We start from the raw sequence: 24,250 nt of genomic DNA, 5'->3' as shown, positions 1-24,250 counted from the left end.
CGTTGTTACGTCCAAGAACACATCATTTTAATATTTGTTACGGAATATAAAGCACCTGACCCTCTTCAATCGACTGCTCGGATAAACGATTATACAGCTGTAACTCACGCGTACTTAGCTGATACCTATCTGCAATGGTATCCAAGGTTTCTTCCCGCTGTACTATACAGAGCTTGACCCTCTTAAATGGCGTCTGTTCAGAGCTACCGCCAAGAAATAGGTTTTTCCACTGTACATCTTCTATCTGCTCTTCTTCCCGCTTTTCTACCGGAATCTGCTCTTCTAACTGTAATACTTCTTCCGTTCTCTTGCTCTTCTGCAGAAGAGAGGTAATTCCATACGAATCAGCAGCAGGTGTATCACTCTCTTTTTTACTGCCAAAAGCAACCTTCAGCTCCGGTTTTTCGTCTTCTGCCTCTGGCTGAGGTACATCTGCTGTAAGCAGCACTCCCTCATCCTCCCAGGTAATCTCCTGATCGTCTCGCTGGATCGCGGCAGGTTCTGCTGCTGGTTCTTCTACAGGTGTTTCTGCTTCTTGAAGACCTATAACCTCTACAGATTCCACAGGCGTTTCAAAATGCCAAACTCCTGGCGCTTCAGAGTGCTCAATCGCAGAATTCTCTTCTTTGACGTCCTGCTTATCTTTTGTCTCTCTTAGCTCCCCGCTCTCTTGGTTCGCTATTCTCTGCTCTTCTATAATAGACTCTTCCTGCTGATCCGTACCATCATCGACAGAAAGAGTCTCATAAGGAAGATTCCAAACGTCTCGCTCTTCTTGCTCCTCATCATGAACTGAAGTCGGTGTTATATAAGGAGCATAAAATCTAGGCGGTTCTGGAGAAATGTCACTCGTGCGTTCTTGCTCAAATGAAACTGCGCCATCTTGATCGTATTGATAGGCATTATTTCCGCTATCCTCTTTTGGTTCGCTATTCCTCTGTTCAGAAGCAGAATTCGTGTGTACTACCGTAAATTCGTCTGAATTCCAGGCAGGACTTTCCTCTGTTTGAATCCCTTCAATTCCTCTGAGAGACAATACCCCGGTAATATTCAAACTTCTTGTAGACAATAGGTCAACATCAAAATTCTCAATCTCAACAGCGATCTCCTCCACGGAGGCAACCCGGCTAAGCGGAATCGTAATCTCCACCGGGATCAGGTGCTGCAAACCTTCCTGTTCCTTATTCTCACCAACATACACACCTGACAACAGCAAATGGCCCCGAAGAGCTGCGTGCTCTTGATCTGTAATCACCTGTATTCGAGGATAAAGTTCAATCTCTTCAAGTTCTGCAATCGCGGGAACATGTTCTGGTAATTGAACACGCTCATAAATATCAAACCGAAGTCCGTAGGGCGGGTTTAACATAGCTGTAGTCCTCCTTTCGGGCATATAGTTACCATGAAAAAAGACCATGGCTTTCGCTCATGTGACGAGAGTTCAGCAATAAGTTTCTTCTCGTTGACATGTATATGCACCGAAAAGAGGACTCATACCATTTTATGAGTATTCGCCCTATTCCTCTTTTTTTCTCACTTCATATAGTTCCGTCATATCTTCCGGCCAAGGCGCATCAATGCTGAGCAGCTCTCCTGTAAACGGATGTTGAAACGTAAGCTTCTCCCCGTGCAGCGCTTGCCTGCGGATCCCTTCTCTTCTGCCCCCATACATTGTATCTCCGAATAAAGGATGACCGATGTGGCTGAGGTGAACTCTGATCTGATGGGTTCTTCCCGTCTCCAGCTTCAGACGGACAAGAGTTGCCTCCTCTAACCGTTCAGAGACCCTCATATGGGTTACCGCATGTTGTCCTGTGGGCGAAACCCTTCTTCTCTGTTTGTGATGACGATCTTTGCCAATTGGATATTGCAGCACTTCTTCATCCTGAGTAATGACCCCATGGACGATTGCCACATAAGCACGGTCAATTGCTTTACGCTCCATCATTGAATTAAGTTTTAATTCAGCGTATCGATTCTTTGCATATAACACAGGTCCCGACGTATCAACATCGAGCCGGTGGATATGGCGTACTGCAATCTCTTGGCCTTCCGATTCATAGTAGGCTGCGACCGCGTGATCCAGCGTAATAATTCCATCATGCCGCTCATTCCCATCAGGATGGACTGGCATACCTGCCGGTTTATGAACAACAAGACAAAAGTCATCCTCATATAAAATATCTAGCAGAATGTAACGCGGAGAGATCCCTAGAGGTACAGACGGAAAAAGGGCCAGCCTCAGCCGGTCCCCCGCAATTTTAATCCCTTGGTTATGCTTCAATTCGTGAAGAAGTTTAGGCGGCATGCCAAGCTCCTGTAAGAGCCAAGCTTCAGCAGCTTCATTCCGATTCTCGCCAGAGAGTGCCTTCTTTCCTGGAGTAAGCTCCAGCCACTCTCCTCTTCTTTTTGAAGTAATCATAGTTTTCTCAGCGCATTATAATTCGCTTCAATTGTATCTTCAATATCTTGCTTTGAATGCACACCCGAAATAAACATTCCTTCAAATTGAGACGGTGCTACGCTGACTCCTTCCTGAAGCAGATGTCCAAAATAAGCCCGGAATAGGTCGAGATTACTTGATTTCGCGATATCATAGTTCGTTACAGGCTCCTCTGTAAAGAACGGACATACCATCGAGCCTACCCGATTGATCGTAATAGGAATGCCAAGCTCTCGTGCATTTTTCTCAAAACCAGCTTGCAGCTTCGCTCCTAGCATCTCCAAACGATCATAGACTTCTTGATTGAGTAAACGAAGCGTAGTCAGACCTGCTGTCATAGCAAGCGGATTACCGCTCAGTGTACCTGCCTGATAGATCGGTCCAGAAGGTGCAATCTGCTCCATAAGATCACGACGTCCTCCATAAGCACCAACAGGCAGCCCGCCGCCAATCACTTTACCAAGGCAAGTCAAATCAGGTGTTACCCCAAATCTGCCTTGAGCACTGTTAAGTCCTACTCGGAAACCAGTCATGACCTCATCAAAAATGAGAAGACTTCCGTAATCTTCTGTTATTTGGCGAAGACCTTCCAGGAATCCTGGTACAGGCGGAACGACACCCATATTCCCAGCAACCGGTTCAACGATCACAGCTGCGATCTCTTCTCCAAATTTCTCAAAGGCTACGCCGACGGATTCAAGATCGTTATAAGGCACAGTAATTGTATTTACAGCAACCCCTTCTGGAACACCTGGACTATCCGGCAGACCAAGCGTTGCTACTCCAGAGCCTGCTTTAATAAGCAAACTGTCTGCATGTCCATGATAGGATCCTTCAAATTTCAAAATTTTACTGCGTCCCGTTATCCCCCGAGCAAGACGGATGGCACTCATCGTTGCTTCGGTTCCCGAATTGACCATTCGCACGATATCAATGGATGGCACACGTTCACAAACAAGTTTGGCCATTTCTGTCTCTATTAAGGTAGGTGCGCCAAAGCTTGTCCCTTTTACTGCTGTCTCTTGAATTGCAGCGATGACCTCTGGATGAGCATGTCCCATAATAAGAGGTCCCCAGGAAGCCACATAATCAATAAACGAATTCCCATCGATATCATAGATTCTTGATCCAATACCGTGATCGGCATAAATCGGTGTAAGTCCAACGGATTTAAATGCACGAACTGGACTGTTTACCCCGCCCGGCATATACTGTTTTGCTTCTTCAAAAGCCTTTCTGGACCGTTCCTCCATACGAGGCTGACGTTGATTGCTGCTCATTACCTTCACTCCTCTTTGTGTAGTCACTTCCAGCTTCTGCTCTGCCGTGCCCTTATGCCCTTATTTCTCTGAAAGCCAGCGAGCCGCATCTTTACCATAGTAAGTGATGATCATATCTGCACCTGCTCGTTTCATGCTCAGCAAAATCTCCATAGCCACTGACTTCTCATCTATCCATCCGTTCATTGCTGCTGCTTTCACCATCGCATATTCACCACTTACGTTGTAAGCGACCATCGGGAGATCAAATTGATCTTTGAGGGTTCGCATCACGTCTAGATAAGAAAGAGATGGTTTTACCATCAGCATATCTGCTCCTTCAAGAACATCACTTTCTGCTTCACGAAGCGCTTCCCGTGCATTTGCTGGATCCATCTGATATCCTTTGCGATCCCCATACTGCGGAGCAGAGTCAGCTGCTTCACGGAAAGGTCCGTAGAAACCGGAAGCGTATTTTACAGAGTAGGACATAATCGGTATATTTCCATACCCTGCTTCATCCAAACCTTGGCGAATTGCACCCACAAATCCATCCATCATGTTAGAAGGAGCAATAATATCTGCACCTGCTTTTGCTTGGGATACTGCCGTTCTCACAAGTAGATCAAGCGATTCATCATTTAAAACGTGTGCATGTACATGCCCGTCTCTTTCATGAGTATGAACCATTCCGCAGTGTCCATGATCTGTAAACTCACAGAGGCAGGTATCCGCAACAACCAGAAGGTCTGGATACCATGATTTGATCAATCTCGTCGCTTCCTGAACAATTCCGTCTTCCGCGAAAGCAGATGACCCTACTGCATCTTTGGTTTCTGGAATTCCAAACAAAAGCACAGCCGGAATGCCGAGTTCAGCAATCTCTTGTACTTCTTCTCTTAAGGTGTCTAAAGAAAAGCGGTAAACACCAGGCATGGAAGAGATCTCCTGTTTCACTCCCGTTCCGTAAGTTACATAAATTGGTTGAATAAAATCACTCACATGAAGATGTGTTTCACGCACCATACTGCGAATTGCGGCAGTACTGCGCAAGCGGCGAAGTCTAACATTTGGAAATCCCATAATCGATATTCCCCTTTCTGTATTCCTTTATATAACCTAATTATTTATCTTTTAGCTCGCACAAAGCATCCGTCAAACTGCCCATTGTCGCCTTCTCCGATATGATGCTTACAGAAAGACCTGCCTTTTCTGCCTCCTGAGCTGTAACGGAACCGATACATACGACATGCACTTTATTAAGAAGCTCTACTGGATTGTCATTACCCATTTTCTTCAATAGTGCAAGCAAGTGTGTTACGGTAGAAGAACTTGTAAATGTGACCGCATATATTTTCCCTTTTTGCAGCAGCTGAATGACATCATCATCCCATTCATCAGGAATCACTGTCTCATAAATGTGTGCTACAGTAACTTCCAGTCCTTTTTCACGCAGTCGATCTGGCAGCCAAGAGCGCGCAAGATTTCCACAAGGCAGGAAAACCTTCTGACCTGGCAGAAGTTCATCTCCAAAGGTGTCCATTAATCCTTCTTGCTGGTAAGACCCTTGCACTTCTTCTGCTACAATTCCTTTACTTCGTAAAACTTCTCTTGTAGTAGGTCCAATTGCTACGATTCTAGCTTTTGATAAAGCGCGGATATCCAGGCCCTGCTCTTCGAGATGCTTAAAGAAATATTCCACTCCGTTAACACTCGTAAAGAATACCCAATCATACTCTGGCATAGAGGCGAGTGCATTTATGATCTGATCTCTTGCTTCTGCTGAAGCGGGAGGCACTGTTTCAATCACAGGCAGTTCATAAGCTTCTCCGCCAAGCTCTTCAATTCGATCTACCAGATCAATCGCTTGTGTTCTAGCCCGTGTAACCAAGATCCGTTTACCGAATAAAGGCATCGATTCTACCCATTTAAGCCGTTCACGTTGTTTAACCACATCGCCGACCACGATCACACCGGGCGGAAGGAATTTATTTTCTATTACTTTGGCTTCAATATCCTCCAGCGTTCCAATTAGTGTATCTTGTTCTGCCCAAGTTCCCCAGCGAATAAGAGCTACAGGTGTATCCTTTGGTCTGCCATGATCTATCAATTGCTTACTAATGTATCCAATATTCGCGACACCCATCATAAACACAAGTGTTCCGGTTGCATTCGTCACCTTATCCCAGTGGATCGCTCGGTTCATCTTTTCTGGACTCTCATGTCCTGTAATAATGGAAATAGAAGAAGCGTAATCCCGGTGAGTTACCGGTATTCCCGCATAGGCAGGTACACTGATTGCAGAAGTTACCCCTGGTACAATCTCAAAAGGCACGTCATTCTGCTTCAATAACTCTGCTTCTTCTCCCACTCTTCCAAAAATGGTCGGGTCTCCGCCTTTTAGACGAACGACCTTCTTTCCTGCTAAAGCTAAATCAACAAGAAGCTGGTTAATATCTTCTTGTTTCATCGTATGACGATTCGTTTTTTTGCCTACATAAATTTTTTCTGCCCCTGGTTTCATAATTCGCAGCAGTCTAGGGCTTGCTAGCCGATCATATACGACAACGTCTGCCTTTTGAATACATTCCCATCCCTTAACGGTAATGAGCTTTGCGTTGCCCGGACCTGCCCCTACTAAATAAACTTTTCCTGTCATGGAGATCATCCCCTTACATCTGCTAGTATCTTCTCGGCACCCATTTCAATTAATCGGCTGGCCACTGCCTTGCCAAGTTGTTTGGGATCAGCACCTGTTAAAGTATGTTTCAATACGGTGTTCCCATCTGGTGTTCCTACCATGCCCGTAAGTTCAATCTGTTTATCTTCCGCATTACTACCTGTAACCCATGTGGCATAAGCTCCAATAGGAACCTGACAGCCACCGTTCAGTACATGTAAAAATTCTCGTTCAGCAGCAACTGGTTTGGCTGTTATTTCATCATTATATAAAGAGAGAAGCGCAAGCAGTTCCTCGTCATCCTTACGGCATTCAATGCCAAGCGCCCCTTGACCAACCGCTGGCAAACAAGTTTCAGGAGACAAATAGGAAGTGATTCGATCACTCCATCCCATGCGTGAAAGACCCGCTGCCGCTAAAATAATTGCTTCAAAACCTTCCGTTTCGAGTTTACGTAAACGAGAATCAATATTCCCACGGATCCATTCTACATTGAGATCAGGTCGATAAGCCTTTAACTGACTGGACCGGCGAAGACTGCTGGTACCCACTTTTGCTCCATGGGGAAGTTCATCAAGAGAAGCTCCATTTCGAGAAATCAAAGCATCTCTTGGATCTTCTCGTTTGGGGATCGCTCCCGTCGTAAGGGATTCAGGTAATACCGAAGGCATATCTTTCATACTATGTACCGCCATATCAATCTCTTTGTTCATCATTGCCTGTTCAATTTCTTTGACAAACAGTCCTTTGCCGCCTACTTTTGACAGCGTAACATTTAGAATCTGATCTCCTTTGGTGACAATTTTCTTCACCTCAAAATCAAATTCAAGTCCATGCTCTGAACATATCTTTTTCAAATCTTCGATGACATGACCTGTCTGTGTCAATGCCAACGCACTTTGTCTGCTTCCCACGATTATTGTACGCATCTTGTTACTCCTCCCGATTGGCAGCAATCCACTTTACCATTTCTTCCTTAGACCATGGACGATACCGTTTTTCTCGTATTTGTACTAAAATATCCATTTCAAGTACCCGATCAAGCAGGCGCTTTCTATCTCTCCGATCTTCGACTTCGAACTGAATGACTTCTCGGAATTGTTGTAGAAAATCAAGATAAATCTCATACTCATCCCCATAATCTGTTCTCAGCTGTTCAATAATTTGCTTTGCGAGTCCCGGGCTTGCGCCTGATGCAGAAACCGCAATCGTTAATTTGCCTCGGCGTACAGAGCCAGGAGTAATAAAATCTCCCGTACCCGGTGCATCTGCACTATTCACAAGAATATTCCTCTGTTTTGCTTCCGCAATAACTTGTGCGTTTACGTCTGGGCTGCTCGTAGCCGCATATACAAGAAAAGCCCCTTCCAGGTCTCCCTGGAGATAGGGCTTCTTACGCCATTCGGCTTCACCCCGGTCAACCATGTGAAGAATTGGTTCCGTCACTTCGGGGCTAATAATAGTGAGCAGTGCTCCTGAACCTGCAAGAGCCTCTATCTTTCGCTCCGCTACTTTACCTCCGCCGATAACAATGCATCTGCGCCCTGAGCAGTTCAACATAATTGGTACATAGTGATTCTCCATGTGCTTATGCCTCACTCTCCCGTCCAGCGATGAAACATAGACCAAGCGTTACTCATAAAACTAATAATAACAAAAGCATATCCAAGCAAAATCCATCTTGCCATTACATACTGGGGTGCATCAATATATCGTTTGGATACAAAATAACCAACATAGATACATAGTGCAATAAAAGTCGCGAGTACTTTCAGGTCCAATAGATAAAGCCACTGTTTCTCGGCAACAATCGACAAAATAGCGAGGATCACAGATATGCCAAGAATAGGTGTACCAATTAGACTGGCTTTGTTCATATACAATTGCAGTATTTCAAGACTTGGGACACGTCTCATAGAATCATTCCAACGCTTTAGCTTCAGTCTGTAATGTAAAAAGAGATAAATCATGGCAAAAACTGCCGATACCGTCAGTGCTGCAAATCCAAGATTTGCAAGTGCAATATGCATTACCAGCATACCATGTACGGTCTGCCAGTTGAGCAGCCTATCCTCACTCGGCACGAGCCAAAAATCACTCAGCACCAAAGCACTGAAACTGACTACATTCAGAAGGAATACAATATATTCAGACCTCTGTCCCCGGCTTAATATGAATGAAATGAGTACGATACAGAAGGAAAACAAGAAAATGAAATCGTACATAGAATAGATCGGAACATAACCTTGATTCACCGTATAAAACACAAGATACATAAGCTGCATTATCGATACATTAACAAGAAGCCCTGTGCCTATCCGCTTTGCACTCGCATTACGACGAATACAATCCGAGAAATAAAACAGAAGGCTCAGAGCGTAAATATAAATGATGAAACTGTGAATTGTATCATGAACCGTCACTTAGCTCTACACCTGCCTTACAGACTCACAGGAACATAAGTTAGACGCGAAGTTTCCTTTGCAGCGCCATGGTTCATTTCCATGGAAGGCTGTAAGCTCCCATGTGAAAGAGCAACGTCCTGTTTCTTGTCATCGATCTCATCCTCGAGCCCAAACAGTTTGGTGAACATCAATAAAGCATCGTCTGCTTTTTTATCAGCAGCCATTTCTTTAATTTGGTTAATCGGCTCATGAGTTATTTGATTCAGCATACTTTTGGTAAGACGCCGAATGACTTTGCGCTGTCTGTCATCCAGTTCCGGCAACTTATTAAACAAACTTTCCAGTGTATCCTCGTGAACGGTATTTGCTTTTTCTTGAAGGGCACGAATGACAGGACGTACCCCCAGCGTTTTAAGCCACTGCTGAAAAGTTATCATTTCTTCTTCAATAAATGCATCAATTTTAGCGGCTTCCATACGGCGCATTTCAAGATTCGTCTCTACTACGCCTTCCAAATCATCAATATCATATAAGTAAACATTGGACAAATGACTGATCGCAGGATCAATGTCTCTTGGAACAGCAATGTCAATCATAAAGAGTGGACGTGCTTTTCTCCGCTTCATGCTTTCTTTTATCATATCCACAGAAATAACAAAGTCCTTAGCACCCGTAGAACTGATCAGAATGTCAACTTCTTGTAATCTAGAAAATGCCTGTTCCATAGTACAAGCGGTTCCTTGAAATTTCTTAGCCAATTCTTCAGCACGTAGAAAGGTCCGATTCGCGACAATAACTTCTTCCGCTCCATTTGCGTACAAATGTTGCACAGTTAGTTCGCTCATTTTTCCAGCACCCAGAATCAATACTTTTTTGTTTGAAAACGAACCAAAAATTCGCTTACCAAGCTCCACGGCCGCATAACTCACCGAAACGGCAGCTTCCCCAATGGATGTTTCAGAATGTGCCCTTTTACCGACCGTAATCGCATGTTTAAATAGTTCATTAAACCACGTACCTGTTACTTTCTCTTGCTGCGCACATAAAAAAGCTTGTTTAACTTGCCCCAGAATTTGAGTCTCTCCGATAACCATAGAGTCAAGCCCGCTTGTCACACGAAACAGATGACGGATTGCCTGCTCATTTTCGTAGATATAAAGATGCTGGGTAAATTCTTCACGAGAAATCCCAAACCATTTCTCCATAAAACTACGAATAAAATAGCCGCACATATGAAGACGATCGACTACCACATACATTTCAGTCCGGTTGCATGTAGCTACAATGACGCCTTCCAATACACTATTTGTCTTTTTTAGCTGCTGGAGTGCATGGGATAAGTCCTTCTCATCAAACGTAAAACGTTCCCTGACTTCTACAGGCGCTGTGCGGTAGTTCAATCCAACTGCGACGATGTGCATTGCAAGTTCACCCGCCTCTACGTTTTGTTAAATTTGTAAATGATCTATATCACAATGTGCTGTAAACAGCACATGATCTTGAGTACATAATGCAAACAATACCCAGTATAACATATGTATTTGCCCGGCTAAGTGCTTTTTATGACATGTTTATGAAATCCTCATTTTAGAGGCATAGCGCTCGCTTGATTTTGCCGGCTCTTCCTATCTTTATGCAAGGACGCAGGCAACCTACACCTTTTTTAAAGTTAAAATCTCAAAATATGATTATTCATCCTATGAAGCATACTAAAATTGTAAAATATCTACATGTATAAAACAACCATGGATTATTGATCCATGGTTGTCAGTTCAATTCATATTATTAGCTTTCCATCAAACAAGTTCGATCTGATTCATTTCAGGCGTTTCAACCTTCATTTCACCTAAACCGCGAACTAATCTTTTGGCGTACGTTTTTTCTGGTTTTAATACGGACACCAGGTAGTCAATGGCTAACTGCGGGTCTACCGTTTCTCCACAAGTGTAACAATCAATTGCGGCAAAACCTCTCTCAGGGTACGTGTGAATCGAGAGATGGCTCTCTGACAGCAATACAAGTACTGTCGCTCCTTGAGGTCTAAACTGCTTTGATTGTACGGACAATACGGTAGCACCACAAGCCTCAGCTGCATCAATCAACTGTGCTTGCAAAAAATCCTCATTGTTCAGTAAATCAAAGTCGACTCCCCAAGTATCAACAGCAACGTGTCTTCCGAAAGTTGAATATTCCATCTTCCGGTTCCCCCTTCCTAGGAATAAAATGTTTGAAAAAATTTCATCCGCTAGGACCTACGTCATTCACTTCCCGAGGGAATAATCTCTCGCAACATTCAATGTCCTGAGTGAATCCTGGTTCCTATATTCTTTTCAACGAGATTAAAAATAACATCTAACTGAGGCAATTGCAATAGTTGTTTTACAAGTACTACAAATAAATACATTACTTGCTATGATATAGATCACAAAGCACTCATCTTCGGAATCAGCGGTGTTTATATCAGCGTTTCACTCCGATTTGATGTACTCATTTTTCGTGAGGATTTGCAATCCAAAAAGGTCTTTTCCTTGTCTATAGCAAACAAAAAAAACTCCATACCACAATAGGGTAAAGAGTTTTTGATAATCAAATCGTCGTATTTCCTTAAGGAATATTTATGCTTCTAAGGCGAATAAAGTAACCGTATGAGTTCGTAGTTGCTCGTCAATCTTCGCAATCTCTTCTTGATTACAAGTTGCATTCCGTAAATCAAGCAGTCCGTTAACACTTCTTTTCAACTGTGTAATCTGTTGCTCGATCTTTCTCATCTGGAATACATCTTCCATTTCCTGAAGTGTATTTTTGTATTGATAGATCGTCTGGGATTGATTTTCTCTTACTTCTACAATCTTTCGCACAGATCCTTTGAAATAAACATAAGACATTGTAAACCCAGCATATACCCGATTTACAATCCCTTCTCCCTTGAAGCTGAGAAATAACCTCCGCACCAAATTAGCTAAGTGTAGATTTACCAAGCGGCAAGTTAACTCACAGACATAAAACCCTTCTCTGCGATGAAATGGAAAATGAACTTCCTCGCCTTCATGATCCTCTAGTACAATTTCCTGTCCCCCATTACCGAGAACTTTCACTCTTGAATGGACTTGGCCTTCTTCTGCCATATGCAAGAATTGTTTCATTTGAGTTTCCGACAATTTCAAAGTGGCTTTAACATATTCTGTGGCTAACCGCTGAGCCATAAAAATCTCCCCAATTCTCCCCTGATTCATCAGGCCGGTGTATTCACCGGAAATTTCGTAACAAACCTATGCCTGAACTTATTATACACTACCTTTTAAACGGTTTGCTTCTTCTCTAAACCATAAAAACTTGCGCAAAAACCGTGAAAAAAGGGGTATGCGCTCAAATACTACAGCTGATAGGGAAGATGCTCACTTTCCCGTGTAGAAAGTTCATGCTATCTCTGTCATCCTGCATTTTAGGGTTGTCACGCTTCGTGAGTTGAGGTTTCCTGGCCTTCTTCTACTTCATCCAGCTCTTCTTCCTCACCGAATGGATCTTTAGAGAATGCATAGCGGGAGATGACTGACCATAGTTCATCTCTGCCAAGACCTTCTTCCGAAGAAAAAGATACAAATGAATCATCTGGATGGATCTGAAGGGCTTCTTTTATAATTTTCGCATGTTTCGCACGTTTTGTTTTTGGAATCTTGTCCATTTTGGTAGTCACGATGCAAACAGGAAGACCATGATGTTTGAGCCAATCATACATCATAATATCATCCTTGGTTGGTGCATGACGCATATCGATCATCTGCATCACAAGTTTAAGCTCTTGACGTTCGAGCAAATATTGCTCCATCATTTTCCCAAATAAGGCGCGCTGTGTTTTGGATACTTTGGCATACCCATAACCCGGGAAATCGACAAAATAAAGTTGATCATTAATACGATAATAATTCAGTTGCTGTGTTTTACCGGGTGTGGAACTCGTTCGTGCCAAGTTTTTACGATTAATCATTCGATTAATCAGCGATGATTTACCCACATTGGAACGCCCTGCCAGAGCAATCTCCGGCAAGGCGTCCTCAGGATATTGACTAGGGCTTACAGCACTAATAATAAATTCTGATTTTGTTACTTTCATAGTTGATAATTGTCCTCTCTAATGCACTCCTGCTTGTTGTACAAGAGCATGCTGCAGTACTTGGTCCATATGAGCAACGGGAATGAATTCGATATCTTCCCGAACACTGTCTGGAATGTCTCTTAAATCACGTTCGTTGTCCTTAGGTAATAAAATTTTCTTATATCCAGCTCGGTGAGCGGCCAATGATTTTTCCTTGAGTCCCCCGATGGGTAGTACTCGGCCCCGCAGTGTAATTTCACCCGTCATTGCTACATGTTTGGATACATGACGATTCGTAAGGGCTGAAATAAGTGCAGTTGCCATCGTGATCCCAGCTGATGGGCCGTCTTTTGGAATAGCACCCTCCGGAATATGAATATGAATATCATTTTTCTCATGGAAGTCTGGCGCAATCCCGAGTTCAATCGCTTTGGAACGGGTGTAACTGAATGCTGCTTGTGCGGATTCTTTCATCACGTCTCCAAGTTTCCCCGTTAGGGTTAACTTGCCTGTACCCGGCACAACGGTCACTTCAATTACCAACGTTTCGCCGCCAACCTCAGTCCATGCAAGACCTGTCACTGTACCGATCTGATCTTCAAGATCTGCTACACCATATCTAAATTTCCCCGGACCTAGATAATCTTTGATCTCTTCCGGCGTAATGACGATGCTTCCTTCGTATCCTGTTACAATTTTCTTGGCTGCTTTACGGCAAAGGGATGCCATCTGCTGTTCCAAGTTCCGTACTCCGGATTCTCTCGTATATTCACGAATGACTTTCAGCAGTGTGTCTTCACCAACCTGAAGTTGCTGCTCCGTAAGACCATGTTCTCGGATCTGTTTTGGCAGCAAATAGCGATTCGCGATTTGCAGTTTCTCAAGTTCCGTATAACCCGGTATATTCAAGAGTTCCATACGATCAAGAAGAGGTCTTGGAATACTGTGTACCGTATTGGCAGTTGTCACAAACATGACGTTCGACAAATCAAAAGGCAGTTCCACAAAATGATCACTAAACGTGTTATTCTGTTCCGGATCTAGCACTTCAAGAAGTGCTGATGACGGATCACCGCGGAAGTCAGAAGCCATTTTATCAATCTCATCAAGTAAGAAGACAGGGTTTAGTGAACCTGCTGTTTTCATACCTTGAATGATTCTGCCCGGCATTGCGCCTACGTAAGTACGGCGATGACCACGAATTTCTGCCTCATCACGAACTCCGCCAAGTGAGATACGTACAAATTCTCGTCCAAGTGATTTCGCTATAGACCGGGCCAGAGATGTTTTCCCTACCCCTGGAGGTCCTACAAGACAGAGAATCGGACCTTTGAGCTGCTTAACCAGCTTCTGAACTGCTAAATACTCAAGCACTCTCTCCTTCGGTTTTTCCAGACCATAATGATCTGCATCAAGTACTTCTTCGGCTGCCTGAATATCAAGATCATCTTCTGTCGACCGGCTCCAAGGCAAAGCGAGCAGCCAATCCACGTAGTTTCGAATAACGCCGCCTTCCGCAGAACTGGCTGGCATCTTCTCAAGACGATCAATTTCTTTGTTAATCTTCTCTTGAACCTTCTCGGGCAGATCAAGAGCAGCTGCTTGGTTTCGCAATTCTTCCACTTCACCCGCACGGCCTTCTTTTTCTCCGAGTTCCTTTTGAATTGCTTTCATTTGCTCGCGCAGATAATATTCCTTCTGCGTTTTTTCCATCTGCTTTTTCACACGCTGGCTGATTTTACGTTCAAGCTCGAGAACTTCTCGCTCGTTATTAAGAATATCGAGGAGTTTCTCAAGTCGTTGCTTGACGTTAATCGTCTCCAGAATTTCTTGTTTATCCTTAATCTTAAGTGAAAGATGACTGGTTATGACATCTGCAAGACGCCCAGGTTCTTCAATATCAGATACTGCTGCGAGTGTCTCCGGGGTAATCTTTTTAGACAGATTTATATAATTTTCGAACTGATTCAGTAACGTCCTCATTAGAGCATCCGTCTCTGGATGGTTCGTCTCTTCTTCAGGAAGTTCTACTGCCAGCACTTCATAAAAATCAACATTATCTGTGTATTCGGTAATCTCCGCACGTTCCAATCCTTCTACAAGGACCCGAATCGTCCCATTCGGAAGCTTCAGCATCTGTCTGACCTTAGCCACTGTCCCGATCCGGAAGATATCTTCTCTTGTAGGTTCTTCAATATTTACTTCAGATTGGGAGCACAGGAGGATTAAATGTTCTTCTACCATCGCTTTTTCCAAAGCCTTAACTGATTTCTCCCTGCCCACATCGAGATGGAGTACCATACTCGGGTAAACAAGAAGTCCTCTCAAAGGCAGTAAAGGAAAACGACGACCTTTGGCTTTGCTCGGTCCCATCGCTTTCACACCTCCAATGGCTCTCAAGTTGTTATCATTCATTATTTTATCAAATGTTCACATAAAAAACCAATGAAGGGACAAGCATTACATGCTTTCGGTACTATTCAGTTTACCATTCCGATTATGATCCGCATGCAAAACAGATGGAGAGGAAGGCGGAAAAAGTTCTGCATGCGGAGAAGCGATCTCTTCCACTGCTGTTTTTTCCGAATCTCCAAACACATGCTGGAATACTTCTTCAGCTGTCTCAACCGGAATTACACGTAAGCCTTCCAAGTTATCAAAAATGGATTGCCAATTCTCAGCTGGAATGATTACTTTTTTGACTCCTGCCTGAAATGCGGCTTCCACCTTAGCCAAAACACCACCAATTGGTTTCACTTTTCCGTGTATACTTATTTCTCCTGTCATAGCCAGCTCATGGTCTACAGGAATTCCTCGAATAGCCGAGACAATCGCCGTCGCCATCGCAATCCCAGCGGAAGGTCCATCAATCGGTGTTCCACCTGGGAAATTAATATGAAGATCGAAATTAGATGGCGAATACCCCATAGTGCGAAGAACCGTTAGTACATTCTCCACAGACCCTTTTGCCATACTTTTGCGGCGCAGCGTTCTTGAACCTCCGCCAATCTCTTCTTCCTCTACGACACCCGTAATGTTATAGGTACCTTTGCCTTTTGCTACAGGTACAGCAGAGACTTCGATTTCAAGCAGGGCCCCCATATTTGGACCATACACAGCAAGTCCGTTAACAAAACCGATCTGAGGGCGACTTGGCACTTTACGATCAGGTCTTGGCTGAATTTGACTGCTGCTGGCTACCCATTCTAAATCAGAGGCTTGAAGCTCATCCCGATTCTCCGTCAGAGCAAGTCCGGCAGCAAGCTGTACGATGTTTACTGCTTCCCGGCCATTGGTCGCATACTTTTTAACAACTTCTACTGCTTCGGGATTCGCCGAGAAACCGATTTTGGATATGGCATCTTCCGCAATCCGTCCGATTTCTTCCGGTAATAGCGCACGGAAAAAGATTTCCATACAGCGAGAACGCAGTGCTGGCGGAATTTCATGGGGAGATCTAGTCGTTGCACCCACAAGACGAAAATCTGCTGGCAATCCATTTTGAAAAATATCATGGATATAAGCAGGAGTATGCGTATCTTCGGAATTGTAGTACGCACTTTCCAAAATGACTTTGCGATCCTCGAGTACTTTGAGCAGCTTGTTCATCTGGATCGTATGAAGTTCACCGATCTCATCCACGAATAAAATCCCGCCATGCGCTTTGGTAACGGCACCCGGTTTCGGCTGAGGAACACCAGCTACCCCCATTGCACCCGCTCCTTGATATATCGGATCATGCACGGATCCAATGAGAGGATCTGCAATTCCTCGTTCATCAAAACGCGCTGTGGTCGCATCAATCTCTGTAAATTTGGCATCAGCCTTAAAAGGAGAGGCCGGGTTCTTTTTCGCTTCCTCTAATATGACCCTGGCTGCCGCTGTCTTCCCTACTCCCGGCGGACCGTAAACAATGACATGCTGGGGATTACCGCTGCAGAGAGCGGCCTTCATGGCGCGCAGACCATCTTTTTGGCCCACGATATCTTCAAGTTTGGCAGGTCGTGTCTTTTCGGCAAGTGGTTTTGTAAGTGAAATAGCTCTCAGCTTCCGTAGTTTATCCATTTCTTTACGAGATTCTTTTTCTACCGCACTTCGATTACTCTTTTGCGAGCGCAGCATATTCCAAAAATATAACCCAATCACAACTCCAAAAAATAAATTGACCAACATAATGATAATCGTTATTTCATTTCCCATATTTAAGTCCTCCTGTTCAATCTTTCTTCCCCTTATTTTTGCCACGTAAAAAGTTCGATACTTGGTAGTATAGCCTTTTCCTTTTGTGGTAAACGTAAAATACGGATGAAATAGGACAGAAAAACAAAAAAAGCCAACTTTCGCAGGTGGAAAGTTGACTTATCTTATATAGATAATTATAGATTAGTGCTTACGGCCAGGGATAACCCCTGTTTCTTCATAGGCAGCCACAATTTTATCAATTTCTTTTTTGAGTTCATTGACCATCTCAGCCTCAGGTACTTTGCGAATCATCTCTCCATAACGGAATAACAATCCTTCTCCCCGAGCACCGGCTATACCGATATCCGCTTCTCTTGCTTCCCCTGGACCATTGACCGCACAGCCGAGTACAGATACTTTAATCGGTACTTTAATCTGTGAGATATACTCTTCCACTTCGTTGGCAATGGAGAATAGATCAATATCAAGACGTCCACAAGTCGGACATGAAATGAGCGTAGCTGCATTCGAGATCAGTCCAAACGCTTTGAGCAGTTCTCTTGCTACTTTTATCTCTTCAACGGGATCGGCACTTAGTGAAATACGCATTGTTGAACCAATGCCGAGTGAAAGAAGTGCTCCCATCCCCGCAGAACTTTTAATCGTTCCCGAGAATAAGGTGCCGGCTTCTGTAATCCCAAGATGAAGCGGATAAGGAATGACCTGAGCCGCTTTGGTATAAGCTTCAATCGCCATTGGTACATCAGATGCTTTCAGGGATACGATAATATCGTGAAAATCAAGCTCTTCAAGAATACCAATGTGATAAAGTGCGCTTTCTACCATCGCATCTGCTGTTGGATATCCGTACTTTTCAAGCAAATGATTCTCAAGAGAACCAGCATTAACACCAATACGAATCGGGATGCCTTTTGCTTTGCAAGCTTCTACCACTGCTTCTACCTTCTCACGGCGACCGATGTTCCCTGGATTAATACGAACTTTATCAATCCCGTTCTCTATCGCCTTCAAAGCCAGCTTGTAGTTAAAGTGAATATCCGCTACCAATGGAATATGAATCCGTTTCTTAATTTCTTTAATTGCGTCTGCTGCTTCGTCATTATTTACCGTTACACGAACGATCTGACAACCTGCTTCTTCCAGACGCAAGATCTCAGCTACGGTTGCTTCTACATCGGCCGTTTTTGTCGTACACATACTTTGTATAATGACTTCGTTGCTTCCACCGATGGTAATATTTCCAACTTTTACGGGACGTGTATCCTGTCTCAGAAACATGATGGCTTTCTCTCCCCATAACGTCAAATCTCCACTAGTAAGAGGACTGGAATATCCAGTAATAAGCCCCTGTACCAGTGGAGTATGACTAAATTATTTAAACTAGATAAGTGGGATCAGCCAAGATCACGCACTTTCTTCCTGTTTTTTATCTTTTTCGTCTCCACTACGTAATTCAGGAGCTATTTTTTCTTCAACAACCTGTTGTGTAATTACGCATTTGGTTACATCTTCACGAGATGGCACTTCATACATTACATCAAGCAATAAGCCTTCGATAATGGAACGAAGTCCACGAGCTCCTGTATTCCGTTTGATCGCTTCACGGGCAATAGCCTCAAGTGCTCCTGGTTCAAACTCAAGGGATACATTATCGAGTTCGAGCATTTTCGTGTACTGTTTAACCAGTGCGTTCTTCGGCTCAGACAGGATGCGAACTAGTGTGTCTTCATCAAGCGGCTCCAGAGTAGAGATGACCGGCAAACGTCCTACAAATTCCGGAATCAAACCGAACTTGAGCAAATCTTCTGGAAGAACCATGCCAAGATATTCGCCTGGTTTCAAGTCCTTTTGCTCTGTTGCAGAGTTAAATCCGATTACTTTTTTACCGATACGGCGTTTAATCATTTGCTCCAGTCCATCAAAGGCACCGCCGCAAACGAACAAAATATTCGTTGTATCGATCTGGATAAACTCTTGATGTGGATGCTTACGTCCACCTTGCGGCGGTACAGAAGCAACCGTCCCCTCCAAAATTTTGAGGAGAGCTTGCTGTACACCTTCACCAGAAACGTCACGTGTAATCGATGGATTCTCTGATTTACGTGCAACTTTATCAATTTCATCAATATAAATGATGCCGCGTTCTGCTTTTTCTACATCATAATCCGCTGCTTGGATCAACTTGAGAAGAATATTCTCAACGTCTTCACCCACATAACCTGCTTCCGTCAAAGACGTAGCATCTGCAATAGCAAACGGTACATTCAGGATTTTAGCCATTGTTTGAGCAAGTAAAGTCTTACCAGAACCTGTTGGTCCTAAAAGCAAAATATTACTTTTCGACATTTCCACGTCGTCAACTTTGCTCTGTGTATTAATCCGTTTGTAGTGATTATAAACCGCTACAGACAACGATTTCTTCGCTTGATCTTGACCAATTACATATTGATCGAGAATATCACGAATCTCTTTTGGTTTCGGAATATCCTTCAGATCAATCTCTTCATCATGACCGAGCTCTTCTTCCACGATCTCCGCGCAAAGCTCGATACACTCATCACATATATACACCCCTGGTCCCGCTACCAACTTGCGGACTTGTTCCTGGGATTTACCGCAGAAAGAACATTTCAATTGTCCTTTCTCATCGTTAAATTTAAACATATAACCACCCCTTTAAGAATTAATCGGTTTGGTGAGTACTTGGTCAATGATACGGTACTCTAAAGCTTCTTCCGCACTCATGAAATAGTCACGGTCCGTATCACGCTCGATTTTATCAAGGGGTTGACCTGTACGCTCCACGTAGATCTGATTCAGTTTCTGACGAGTCTTAATAATCCAGTCAGCATGAATCTGAATATCGGATGCCTGACCTTGGACTCCGCCCAGCGGTTGATGTATCATAACTTCGCTGTTTTCAAGTGCATATCGCTTACCAGGAGCACCCGCTGTTAATAGCAGCGAACCCATGCTGGCAGCCATACCTACGCAGATCGTGGATACGTCTGGCTTGATAAACTGCATCGTATCATATATACCCATCCCCGCTGTAACAGAACCACCAGGTGAATTGATATATAAACTGATATCTTTTTCTGGATCTTCTGCAGCCAGGAAAAGAAGCTGGGCGATTACAAGATTCGCCACATCATCATCTATTGCACCGCTGAGAAAGATAATCCGATCTTTCAGCAGTCTAGAGTAAATATCGTATGAACGTTCTCCGCGATTCGTTTGTTCAACAACCATAGGTACGAGACTCATGTGTAAACCTCTTTTCCATAATAGAATCTTTACCGCACAAGTCAGGGAAAACATAAGAATCTGTAAAACATCATTACAGTACATCTTATTTTAACATGTTCCCTGTTTCATGTCATATAGATCCGCTTTCTCACATGAACCAATAATAAGAAAGCTTGATCATATTTAACCATTTTTTTTATGTATGTGCAAATGCGCCTTCCGGCATATAGAGTAAAGACCTATATTTAAGTATATGGAAGAATATAAAAATTATCACGCATATTAATTAATATCCATCTAATAATAAAAATTACTATAAAATGGATATTACTTAGAAAAAATAAGGCACGTAAAAAACATTACGTGCCTTATCTGATATACGTGATACGCATTCCGCATAAATCCATACCCATGCTTGGTTCTGGATTTATACTACATGCTCATATGTGAGTGATTATTCAGCCGCTTCTTCTTTAGCTTCTTCAGCAGGAGCATCTACCTCTTTGCTGTTTGCCAAAAGGAAGTCGATTGTTTTGCGAAGCAATACTTCTTCTTTCAAGCTGTCAAGAGAACCATTGCTTTCCAGAATTTGACGAATCTCTTCAACAGAGCGTTTGAAAGAAGCAGCCATGTTGTTCAGCTCTTCGTTTACATCTTCTTCTGTTACTTCAAGATTCTCTTGTTTACCGATTGCTTCAAGAACCAGGTTGTTACGAACGCGTTTTTCAGCATCGTTTTTCATTTGGTTTTGAAGATCTGCTTCTGTTTGACCAGAGAAGCTCATAAACATCTCAAGGTTCATACCTTGTTGACGAAGACGGTTGTCAAAGTCACGCATCATGTTGCGAACTTCGCTGTTGATCATTCCTTGTGGAATTTCAACTTCAGCATTTTCAGCCGCTTTTTCAACTACGATATTTTCTTGAGTAGCTTTTGCTTCTTCTTCTTTACGGGAAGCAAGTTGTTTTTTCAGATCTTCTTTGTACTCAACAAGTGTGTCGAATTCACTAACGTCTTTAGCGAACTCATCATCAAGTGCAGGAAGTTCTTTACGTTTGATTTCGTGTACTTTCACTTTGAATACCGCTTTTTTACCAGCTAGTTCAGCTGCATGGTACTCTTCAGGGAATGTCACTTCAACGTCTTTGCTGTCGCCTGTTCCAAGACCAATGACTTGATCTTCGAAACCAGGAATGAATGTGTTAGATCCAAGTTCAAGAGATTGACGCTCAGCAGATCCGCCTTCGAAAAGTTCACCGTCAACAGAACCTTCGTAGTCGATAACAACAACATCGCCAGATGCTGCTTGTCCTTCTTCAACGACTACAAGTTCAGCATGACGTTGTTGCAGACGCTCTAATTCAGCAGTCAATTCTTCTTCAGAAACTTCAGTGCTTACTTTAGGAACTTCAAGACCTTTGTATTCGCCAAGTTCAACTTCAGGTTTAACTACAACTTTTGCTTTAAACTTGAATGTTTGACCTTTAGCAAATTGATCAACATCTACTTCTGGTTGTTCTACAGGGAAGATTTCTGTTTGATCAACAGCTTCCGTGTATACTTCTGGAAGAAGGATGTCAATTGCATCCTGGTACAAGCTCTCTACACCAAAACGTGCTTCGAAGATTGAACGTGGTACTTTACCTTTACGGAATCCAGGTACATTTATTTTTTTAACGACTTTATTAAAAGCCTTGTCGAGAGCAGCAGCTACACGATCTGCTTCTACTTCAACTTCAAGAACCCCAAGGTTCTTCTCTATTTTTTCCCAAGTTGCTTTCATTTATGCTTTCCCCTCCAAATTTCACGTGTTAACCATTGTCAAGCGCGTACAAAATAACCATTTTAGTATAAACAACATTAAATGCAATTTCAAGGGCAAACCCTTGTAAACACAGCAGGAAAAGTTTTATAACCTATTTTGTACCCAGTCCTCCTGAAACAAATTGCTTAATTGAACGATATGCCTGCTCAAATCGGAACCTAACCTCGCTCGTGATCCCATACAAAGTGCGAATCTCTTCTTCATTGTGTGAACCTCCCAAACTCTCAGCCACCGCTGCATGAAGTGCAGCAGCCCACATATCGAGCATGGATTCATCGCCCTCCAGCATAGAGCGGTAATCACTTGTTCCAAAAACGGCCATGATATATTGCGACCAAAGTTCCTGAGCGAAATAATAAAGCGTTGGCTCATGAACTTCTGTCTGATCTGCGACACGTTCTAGAATCCGAAGAACAGCATGCGGGAAATCTTCTGGTGTCAAAGGTACTGTCTCTATTTCTACTTCAACCTTCTCTGTTCCTCTTTGCAAAGCAACATGAAAGTCAGCCCCTCTTTTCCGCAGAGTTTGAAGTACCCTGAACTGGAGTAATGGATGTAATCTGCTATGTTCAATCCATTCCTTAAGTGAATCATCAACGCTCGGTACGTCTACGTATGCTAACTGGTCAAGTGCAAGCATCGTTTGTTCACTCAGCGGCTCATCCTTCAGAATGCGCAGTAATTTATTCGCATAATCTCCGTCTTCAGCCATCTTATTCTTCGCATTTTGCCGTGCTAAATCCTCTTCACTTTCAATGTCATCCTCTTCTTCAGAAACCGGATTATTGTCATCAGCACTTATATATTGAGGAAAGGCTGCCCTGAGCCATTCAAGCAGCGCTGCCCATTCTTCATAGTTTCTCTGATCCTGTCCTTGGCACTGAAGCAGAAATTCAAGCAAATTCATCGCTTCCGCATAGCGTTCATTTTCCAGCATAACGGTGAGCTGAATCTGATAAAAGTCTAGTGTCTTAGGAAACAATACAATATTTTTATCTGTGGTTTGTGAACTTGTATCTTTAATTAAGATTACCTCCTCTCTACCCGGAAGCGTAAAGCGACTCGTTGATTATATAGAAACCCGTAGACTATGTATAGCACTAATATACTAGAATAACCGAAAGTGACATAGAAAAAACATAGAGCTCTCTATTTTATAAAATAATGTAGGATATATTAAGAATTCTATATTCTTTTTATTTTATTTTTACGATAACTATTGATTTTATAATTTATATATGTTATATTATATTTCGCGCTTGAATTTGTCCCAGTAGCTCAGCTGGATAGAGCAACGGCCTTCTAAGCCGTCGGTCGGGGGTTCGAATCCCTCCTGGGACGTAAATGCGAAAGGCATCCTTTGTTGGATGCCTTTTTTTATGTCCTGGGGATGAGAATCCTTATAAGGGGCTGTATCCCTCCTGGGACTTTATAAAATAATCAAGACCACACGTTCATAGCGGGTGGTTATTTGTTTCGCGCGTTTCACGCACTCAACTAGCTAAAGCCATAACACAAAAAAGAGAGACATCCCGTTCAATGTCTCTCTTTTTTTTGTGAGTTTATCTACCATGTATGATACAGCCTGCGCTACTGAACTGATCTCTTCTTCGAGCCATTAATGGAACGATCCAATAACATTCCGATTAGCATCCAGAAAACAACGGCAACGATGTAAACAACAAAAGAAGAAATATGTACACGATTCATATTGGGTACATATTCAATCTGCAAATTCCACACTACATCGTTTAATACCCAATTCAATTTCATATCTTCCCTGCGGGCAATATAATATTTCTGATCAGATGAGCAATCGATTTTATAAAAGAGCAACAAACAAAAAAAGCATCCTTTCGGATGCCTTTTCTTTGTACGTCCCAGGAGGGATTCGAACCCCCGACCGACGGCTTAGAAGGCCGTTGCTCTATCCAGCTGAGCTACTGGGACAAGTTATGTAGTTAATTTTCACGTGCGAGATTTATTATACCGTAAAATCATTATTTGTCAAAGTATTTTTTTGAGTATCATCCTGGGCATGCCAGGGTAATATGATGTAAATATAACAAAACAACAAAGGAGCGTTCGTAGCT

20 protein-coding genes and 2 tRNA genes are annotated in these 24,250 nt (G+C 43.1%); 1 reads left to right on the top strand and 21 read right to left on the bottom strand.

The window, feature by feature from the left end; genetic code table 11:
* Positions 1-37 precede the first annotated feature (37 nt).
* The 19 genes from GQY27_RS16455 to GQY27_RS16365 all read right to left on the bottom strand — a co-directional run bounded on the left by GQY27_RS16455 (position 38) and on the right by GQY27_RS16365 (position 23,187).
* Positions 38-1,369: a LysM peptidoglycan-binding domain-containing protein gene (locus tag GQY27_RS16455; RefSeq protein WP_160036347.1), complete on the bottom strand. Its 1,332-nt coding sequence runs from the start codon at positions 1,367-1,369 to the stop codon at positions 38-40.
* A gap of 147 nt (positions 1,370-1,516) precedes the next feature.
* The gene (locus tag GQY27_RS16450; RefSeq protein WP_160036346.1) at positions 1,517-2,422 is read right to left on the bottom strand and encodes an RluA family pseudouridine synthase; all 906 of its coding nucleotides are present in this window, start codon (positions 2,420-2,422) and stop codon (positions 1,517-1,519) included.
* The gene (gene hemL, locus GQY27_RS16445; protein WP_160036345.1) at positions 2,419-3,723 is read right to left on the bottom strand and encodes a glutamate-1-semialdehyde 2,1-aminomutase; all 1,305 of its coding nucleotides are present in this window, start codon (positions 3,721-3,723) and stop codon (positions 2,419-2,421) included. The genes GQY27_RS16450 and hemL overlap by 4 nt, the downstream gene beginning before the upstream one ends.
* 60 nt (positions 3,724-3,783) lie before the next feature.
* Complete coding sequence (hemB, locus tag GQY27_RS16440) at positions 3,784-4,785, bottom strand: porphobilinogen synthase (RefSeq protein WP_160036344.1); 1,002 nt, start codon at positions 4,783-4,785, stop codon at positions 3,784-3,786.
* Positions 4,786-4,825: 40 nt separating this feature from the next.
* Entirely contained in the window at positions 4,826-6,361 is a 1,536-nt protein-coding gene (cobA, locus tag GQY27_RS16435) for a uroporphyrinogen-III C-methyltransferase (RefSeq protein WP_160036343.1), read from the bottom strand.
* A gap of 5 nt (positions 6,362-6,366) precedes the next feature.
* Entirely contained in the window at positions 6,367-7,311 is a 945-nt protein-coding gene (gene hemC / locus GQY27_RS16430; RefSeq protein ID WP_160036342.1) for a hydroxymethylbilane synthase, read from the bottom strand.
* Positions 7,312-7,315: 4 nt separating this feature from the next.
* On the bottom strand, positions 7,316-7,966 hold the full coding sequence (locus GQY27_RS16425) for a precorrin-2 dehydrogenase/sirohydrochlorin ferrochelatase family protein (protein ID WP_160036341.1): 651 nt from the start codon (positions 7,964-7,966) through the stop codon (positions 7,316-7,318).
* Positions 7,967-7,977: 11 nt separating this feature from the next.
* Positions 7,978-8,805, bottom strand: a complete 828-nt coding sequence (gene ccsA, locus GQY27_RS16420) for a cytochrome c biogenesis protein CcsA (RefSeq protein ID WP_160036340.1) — start codon at positions 8,803-8,805, stop codon at positions 7,978-7,980.
* Between the two features lie 17 nt (positions 8,806-8,822).
* A complete protein-coding gene (hemA, locus tag GQY27_RS16415; protein WP_160036339.1) occupies positions 8,823-10,208 on the bottom strand; it encodes a glutamyl-tRNA reductase in 1,386 nt (461 codons plus the stop codon).
* A gap of 375 nt (positions 10,209-10,583) precedes the next feature.
* On the bottom strand, positions 10,584-10,982 hold the full coding sequence (gene speD, locus GQY27_RS16410) for an adenosylmethionine decarboxylase (RefSeq protein ID WP_160036338.1): 399 nt from the start codon (positions 10,980-10,982) through the stop codon (positions 10,584-10,586).
* A gap of 420 nt (positions 10,983-11,402) precedes the next feature.
* Positions 11,403-11,990, bottom strand: coding sequence for a non-ribosomal peptide synthetase module (locus GQY27_RS16405; RefSeq protein WP_160036337.1), 588 nt, complete (start codon positions 11,988-11,990; stop codon positions 11,403-11,405).
* A gap of 248 nt (positions 11,991-12,238) precedes the next feature.
* A complete protein-coding gene (gene yihA / locus GQY27_RS16400; RefSeq protein WP_160036336.1) occupies positions 12,239-12,898 on the bottom strand; it encodes a ribosome biogenesis GTP-binding protein YihA/YsxC in 660 nt (219 codons plus the stop codon).
* An 18-nt stretch (positions 12,899-12,916) separates the two neighbouring features.
* Positions 12,917-15,253 (bottom strand): endopeptidase La, encoded by a 2,337-nt coding sequence (gene lon / locus GQY27_RS16395; RefSeq protein ID WP_160036335.1) that lies wholly within the window; start codon positions 15,251-15,253, stop codon positions 12,917-12,919.
* A gap of 87 nt (positions 15,254-15,340) precedes the next feature.
* Entirely contained in the window at positions 15,341-17,080 is a 1,740-nt protein-coding gene (gene lonB / locus GQY27_RS16390; protein ID WP_160036334.1) for an ATP-dependent protease LonB, read from the bottom strand.
* 183 nt (positions 17,081-17,263) lie between these two features.
* Positions 17,264-18,361: a flavodoxin-dependent (E)-4-hydroxy-3-methylbut-2-enyl-diphosphate synthase gene (ispG, locus tag GQY27_RS16385; RefSeq protein WP_160036333.1), complete on the bottom strand. Its 1,098-nt coding sequence runs from the start codon at positions 18,359-18,361 to the stop codon at positions 17,264-17,266.
* A gap of 126 nt (positions 18,362-18,487) precedes the next feature.
* Complete coding sequence (gene clpX, locus GQY27_RS16380; RefSeq protein WP_160036332.1) at positions 18,488-19,747, bottom strand: ATP-dependent protease ATP-binding subunit ClpX; 1,260 nt, start codon at positions 19,745-19,747, stop codon at positions 18,488-18,490.
* A 12-nt stretch (positions 19,748-19,759) separates the two neighbouring features.
* The gene (gene clpP / locus GQY27_RS16375) at positions 19,760-20,350 is read right to left on the bottom strand and encodes an ATP-dependent Clp endopeptidase proteolytic subunit ClpP (RefSeq protein ID WP_160036331.1); all 591 of its coding nucleotides are present in this window, start codon (positions 20,348-20,350) and stop codon (positions 19,760-19,762) included.
* A 436-nt stretch (positions 20,351-20,786) separates the two neighbouring features.
* Positions 20,787-22,115 carry a trigger factor gene (tig, locus tag GQY27_RS16370; RefSeq protein WP_160036330.1) on the bottom strand — a complete coding sequence of 443 codons (1,329 nt, stop codon included), beginning with the start codon at positions 22,113-22,115 and terminating at the stop codon, positions 20,787-20,789.
* A 133-nt stretch (positions 22,116-22,248) separates the two neighbouring features.
* Complete coding sequence (locus tag GQY27_RS16365; protein WP_201450746.1) at positions 22,249-23,187, bottom strand: hypothetical protein; 939 nt, start codon at positions 23,185-23,187, stop codon at positions 22,249-22,251.
* 237 nt (positions 23,188-23,424) lie between these two features.
* On the opposite strand from GQY27_RS16365, the gene GQY27_RS16360 reads away from it, so the two are divergent.
* Positions 23,425-23,498, top strand: a tRNA-Arg gene (locus GQY27_RS16360).
* Positions 23,499-23,747: 249 nt separating this feature from the next.
* Here GQY27_RS16360 and GQY27_RS16355 read toward each other — a convergent pair.
* Together GQY27_RS16355 and GQY27_RS16350 are read right to left on the bottom strand one after the other, a co-directional pair.
* On the bottom strand, positions 23,748-23,996 hold the full coding sequence (locus GQY27_RS16355) for a hypothetical protein (protein ID WP_160036329.1): 249 nt from the start codon (positions 23,994-23,996) through the stop codon (positions 23,748-23,750).
* Between the two features lie 37 nt (positions 23,997-24,033).
* Positions 24,034-24,107 (bottom strand) — tRNA-Arg (locus GQY27_RS16350).
* Positions 24,108-24,250 lie beyond the last annotated feature (143 nt).

Origin of the sequence: Paenibacillus sp. An7 (assembly GCF_009870785.1) — a bacterium.
In the GTDB taxonomy this organism is placed as follows: Bacteria; Bacillota; Bacilli; order Paenibacillales; family Paenibacillaceae; genus Paenibacillus.
This window is presented reverse-complemented; position numbering and strand designations above follow the sequence as displayed.

Bases quoted from the DNA above. Each gene is read 5' to 3' on its own strand.
- clpP (WP_160036331.1), bottom strand. From the start codon at position 20,350: ATGAGTCTCGTACCTATGGTTGTTGAACAAACGAATCGCGGAGAACGT.
- clpX (WP_160036332.1), bottom strand. From the start codon at position 19,747: ATGTTTAAATTTAACGATGAGAAAGGACAATTGAAATGTTCTTTCTGC.
- hemB (WP_160036344.1), bottom strand. From the start codon at position 4,785: ATGGGATTTCCAAATGTTAGACTTCGCCGCTTGCGCAGTACTGCCGCA.
- lon (WP_160036335.1), bottom strand. From the start codon at position 15,253: ATGGGACCGAGCAAAGCCAAAGGTCGTCGTTTTCCTTTACTGCCTTTG.
- GQY27_RS16455 (WP_160036347.1), bottom strand. From the start codon at position 1,369: ATGTTAAACCCGCCCTACGGACTTCGGTTTGATATTTATGAGCGTGTT.
- ispG (WP_160036333.1), bottom strand. From the start codon at position 18,361: ATGTTTCTGAGACAGGATACACGTCCCGTAAAAGTTGGAAATATTACC.
- hemA (WP_160036339.1), bottom strand. From the start codon at position 10,208: ATGCACATCGTCGCAGTTGGATTGAACTACCGCACAGCGCCTGTAGAA.
- GQY27_RS16450 (WP_160036346.1), bottom strand. From the start codon at position 2,422: ATGATTACTTCAAAAAGAAGAGGAGAGTGGCTGGAGCTTACTCCAGGA.
- cobA (WP_160036343.1), bottom strand. From the start codon at position 6,361: ATGACAGGAAAAGTTTATTTAGTAGGGGCAGGTCCGGGCAACGCAAAG.
- lonB (WP_160036334.1), bottom strand. From the start codon at position 17,080: ATGGGAAATGAAATAACGATTATCATTATGTTGGTCAATTTATTTTTT.
- yihA (WP_160036336.1), bottom strand. From the start codon at position 12,898: ATGAAAGTAACAAAATCAGAATTTATTATTAGTGCTGTAAGCCCTAGT.
- GQY27_RS16425 (WP_160036341.1), bottom strand. From the start codon at position 7,966: ATGGAGAATCACTATGTACCAATTATGTTGAACTGCTCAGGGCGCAGA.
- GQY27_RS16405 (WP_160036337.1), bottom strand. From the start codon at position 11,990: ATGGCTCAGCGGTTAGCCACAGAATATGTTAAAGCCACTTTGAAATTG.
- hemC (WP_160036342.1), bottom strand. From the start codon at position 7,311: ATGCGTACAATAATCGTGGGAAGCAGACAAAGTGCGTTGGCATTGACA.
- hemL (WP_160036345.1), bottom strand. From the start codon at position 3,723: ATGAGCAGCAATCAACGTCAGCCTCGTATGGAGGAACGGTCCAGAAAG.
- tig (WP_160036330.1), bottom strand. From the start codon at position 22,115: ATGAAAGCAACTTGGGAAAAAATAGAGAAGAACCTTGGGGTTCTTGAA.
- speD (WP_160036338.1), bottom strand. From the start codon at position 10,982: ATGGAATATTCAACTTTCGGAAGACACGTTGCTGTTGATACTTGGGGA.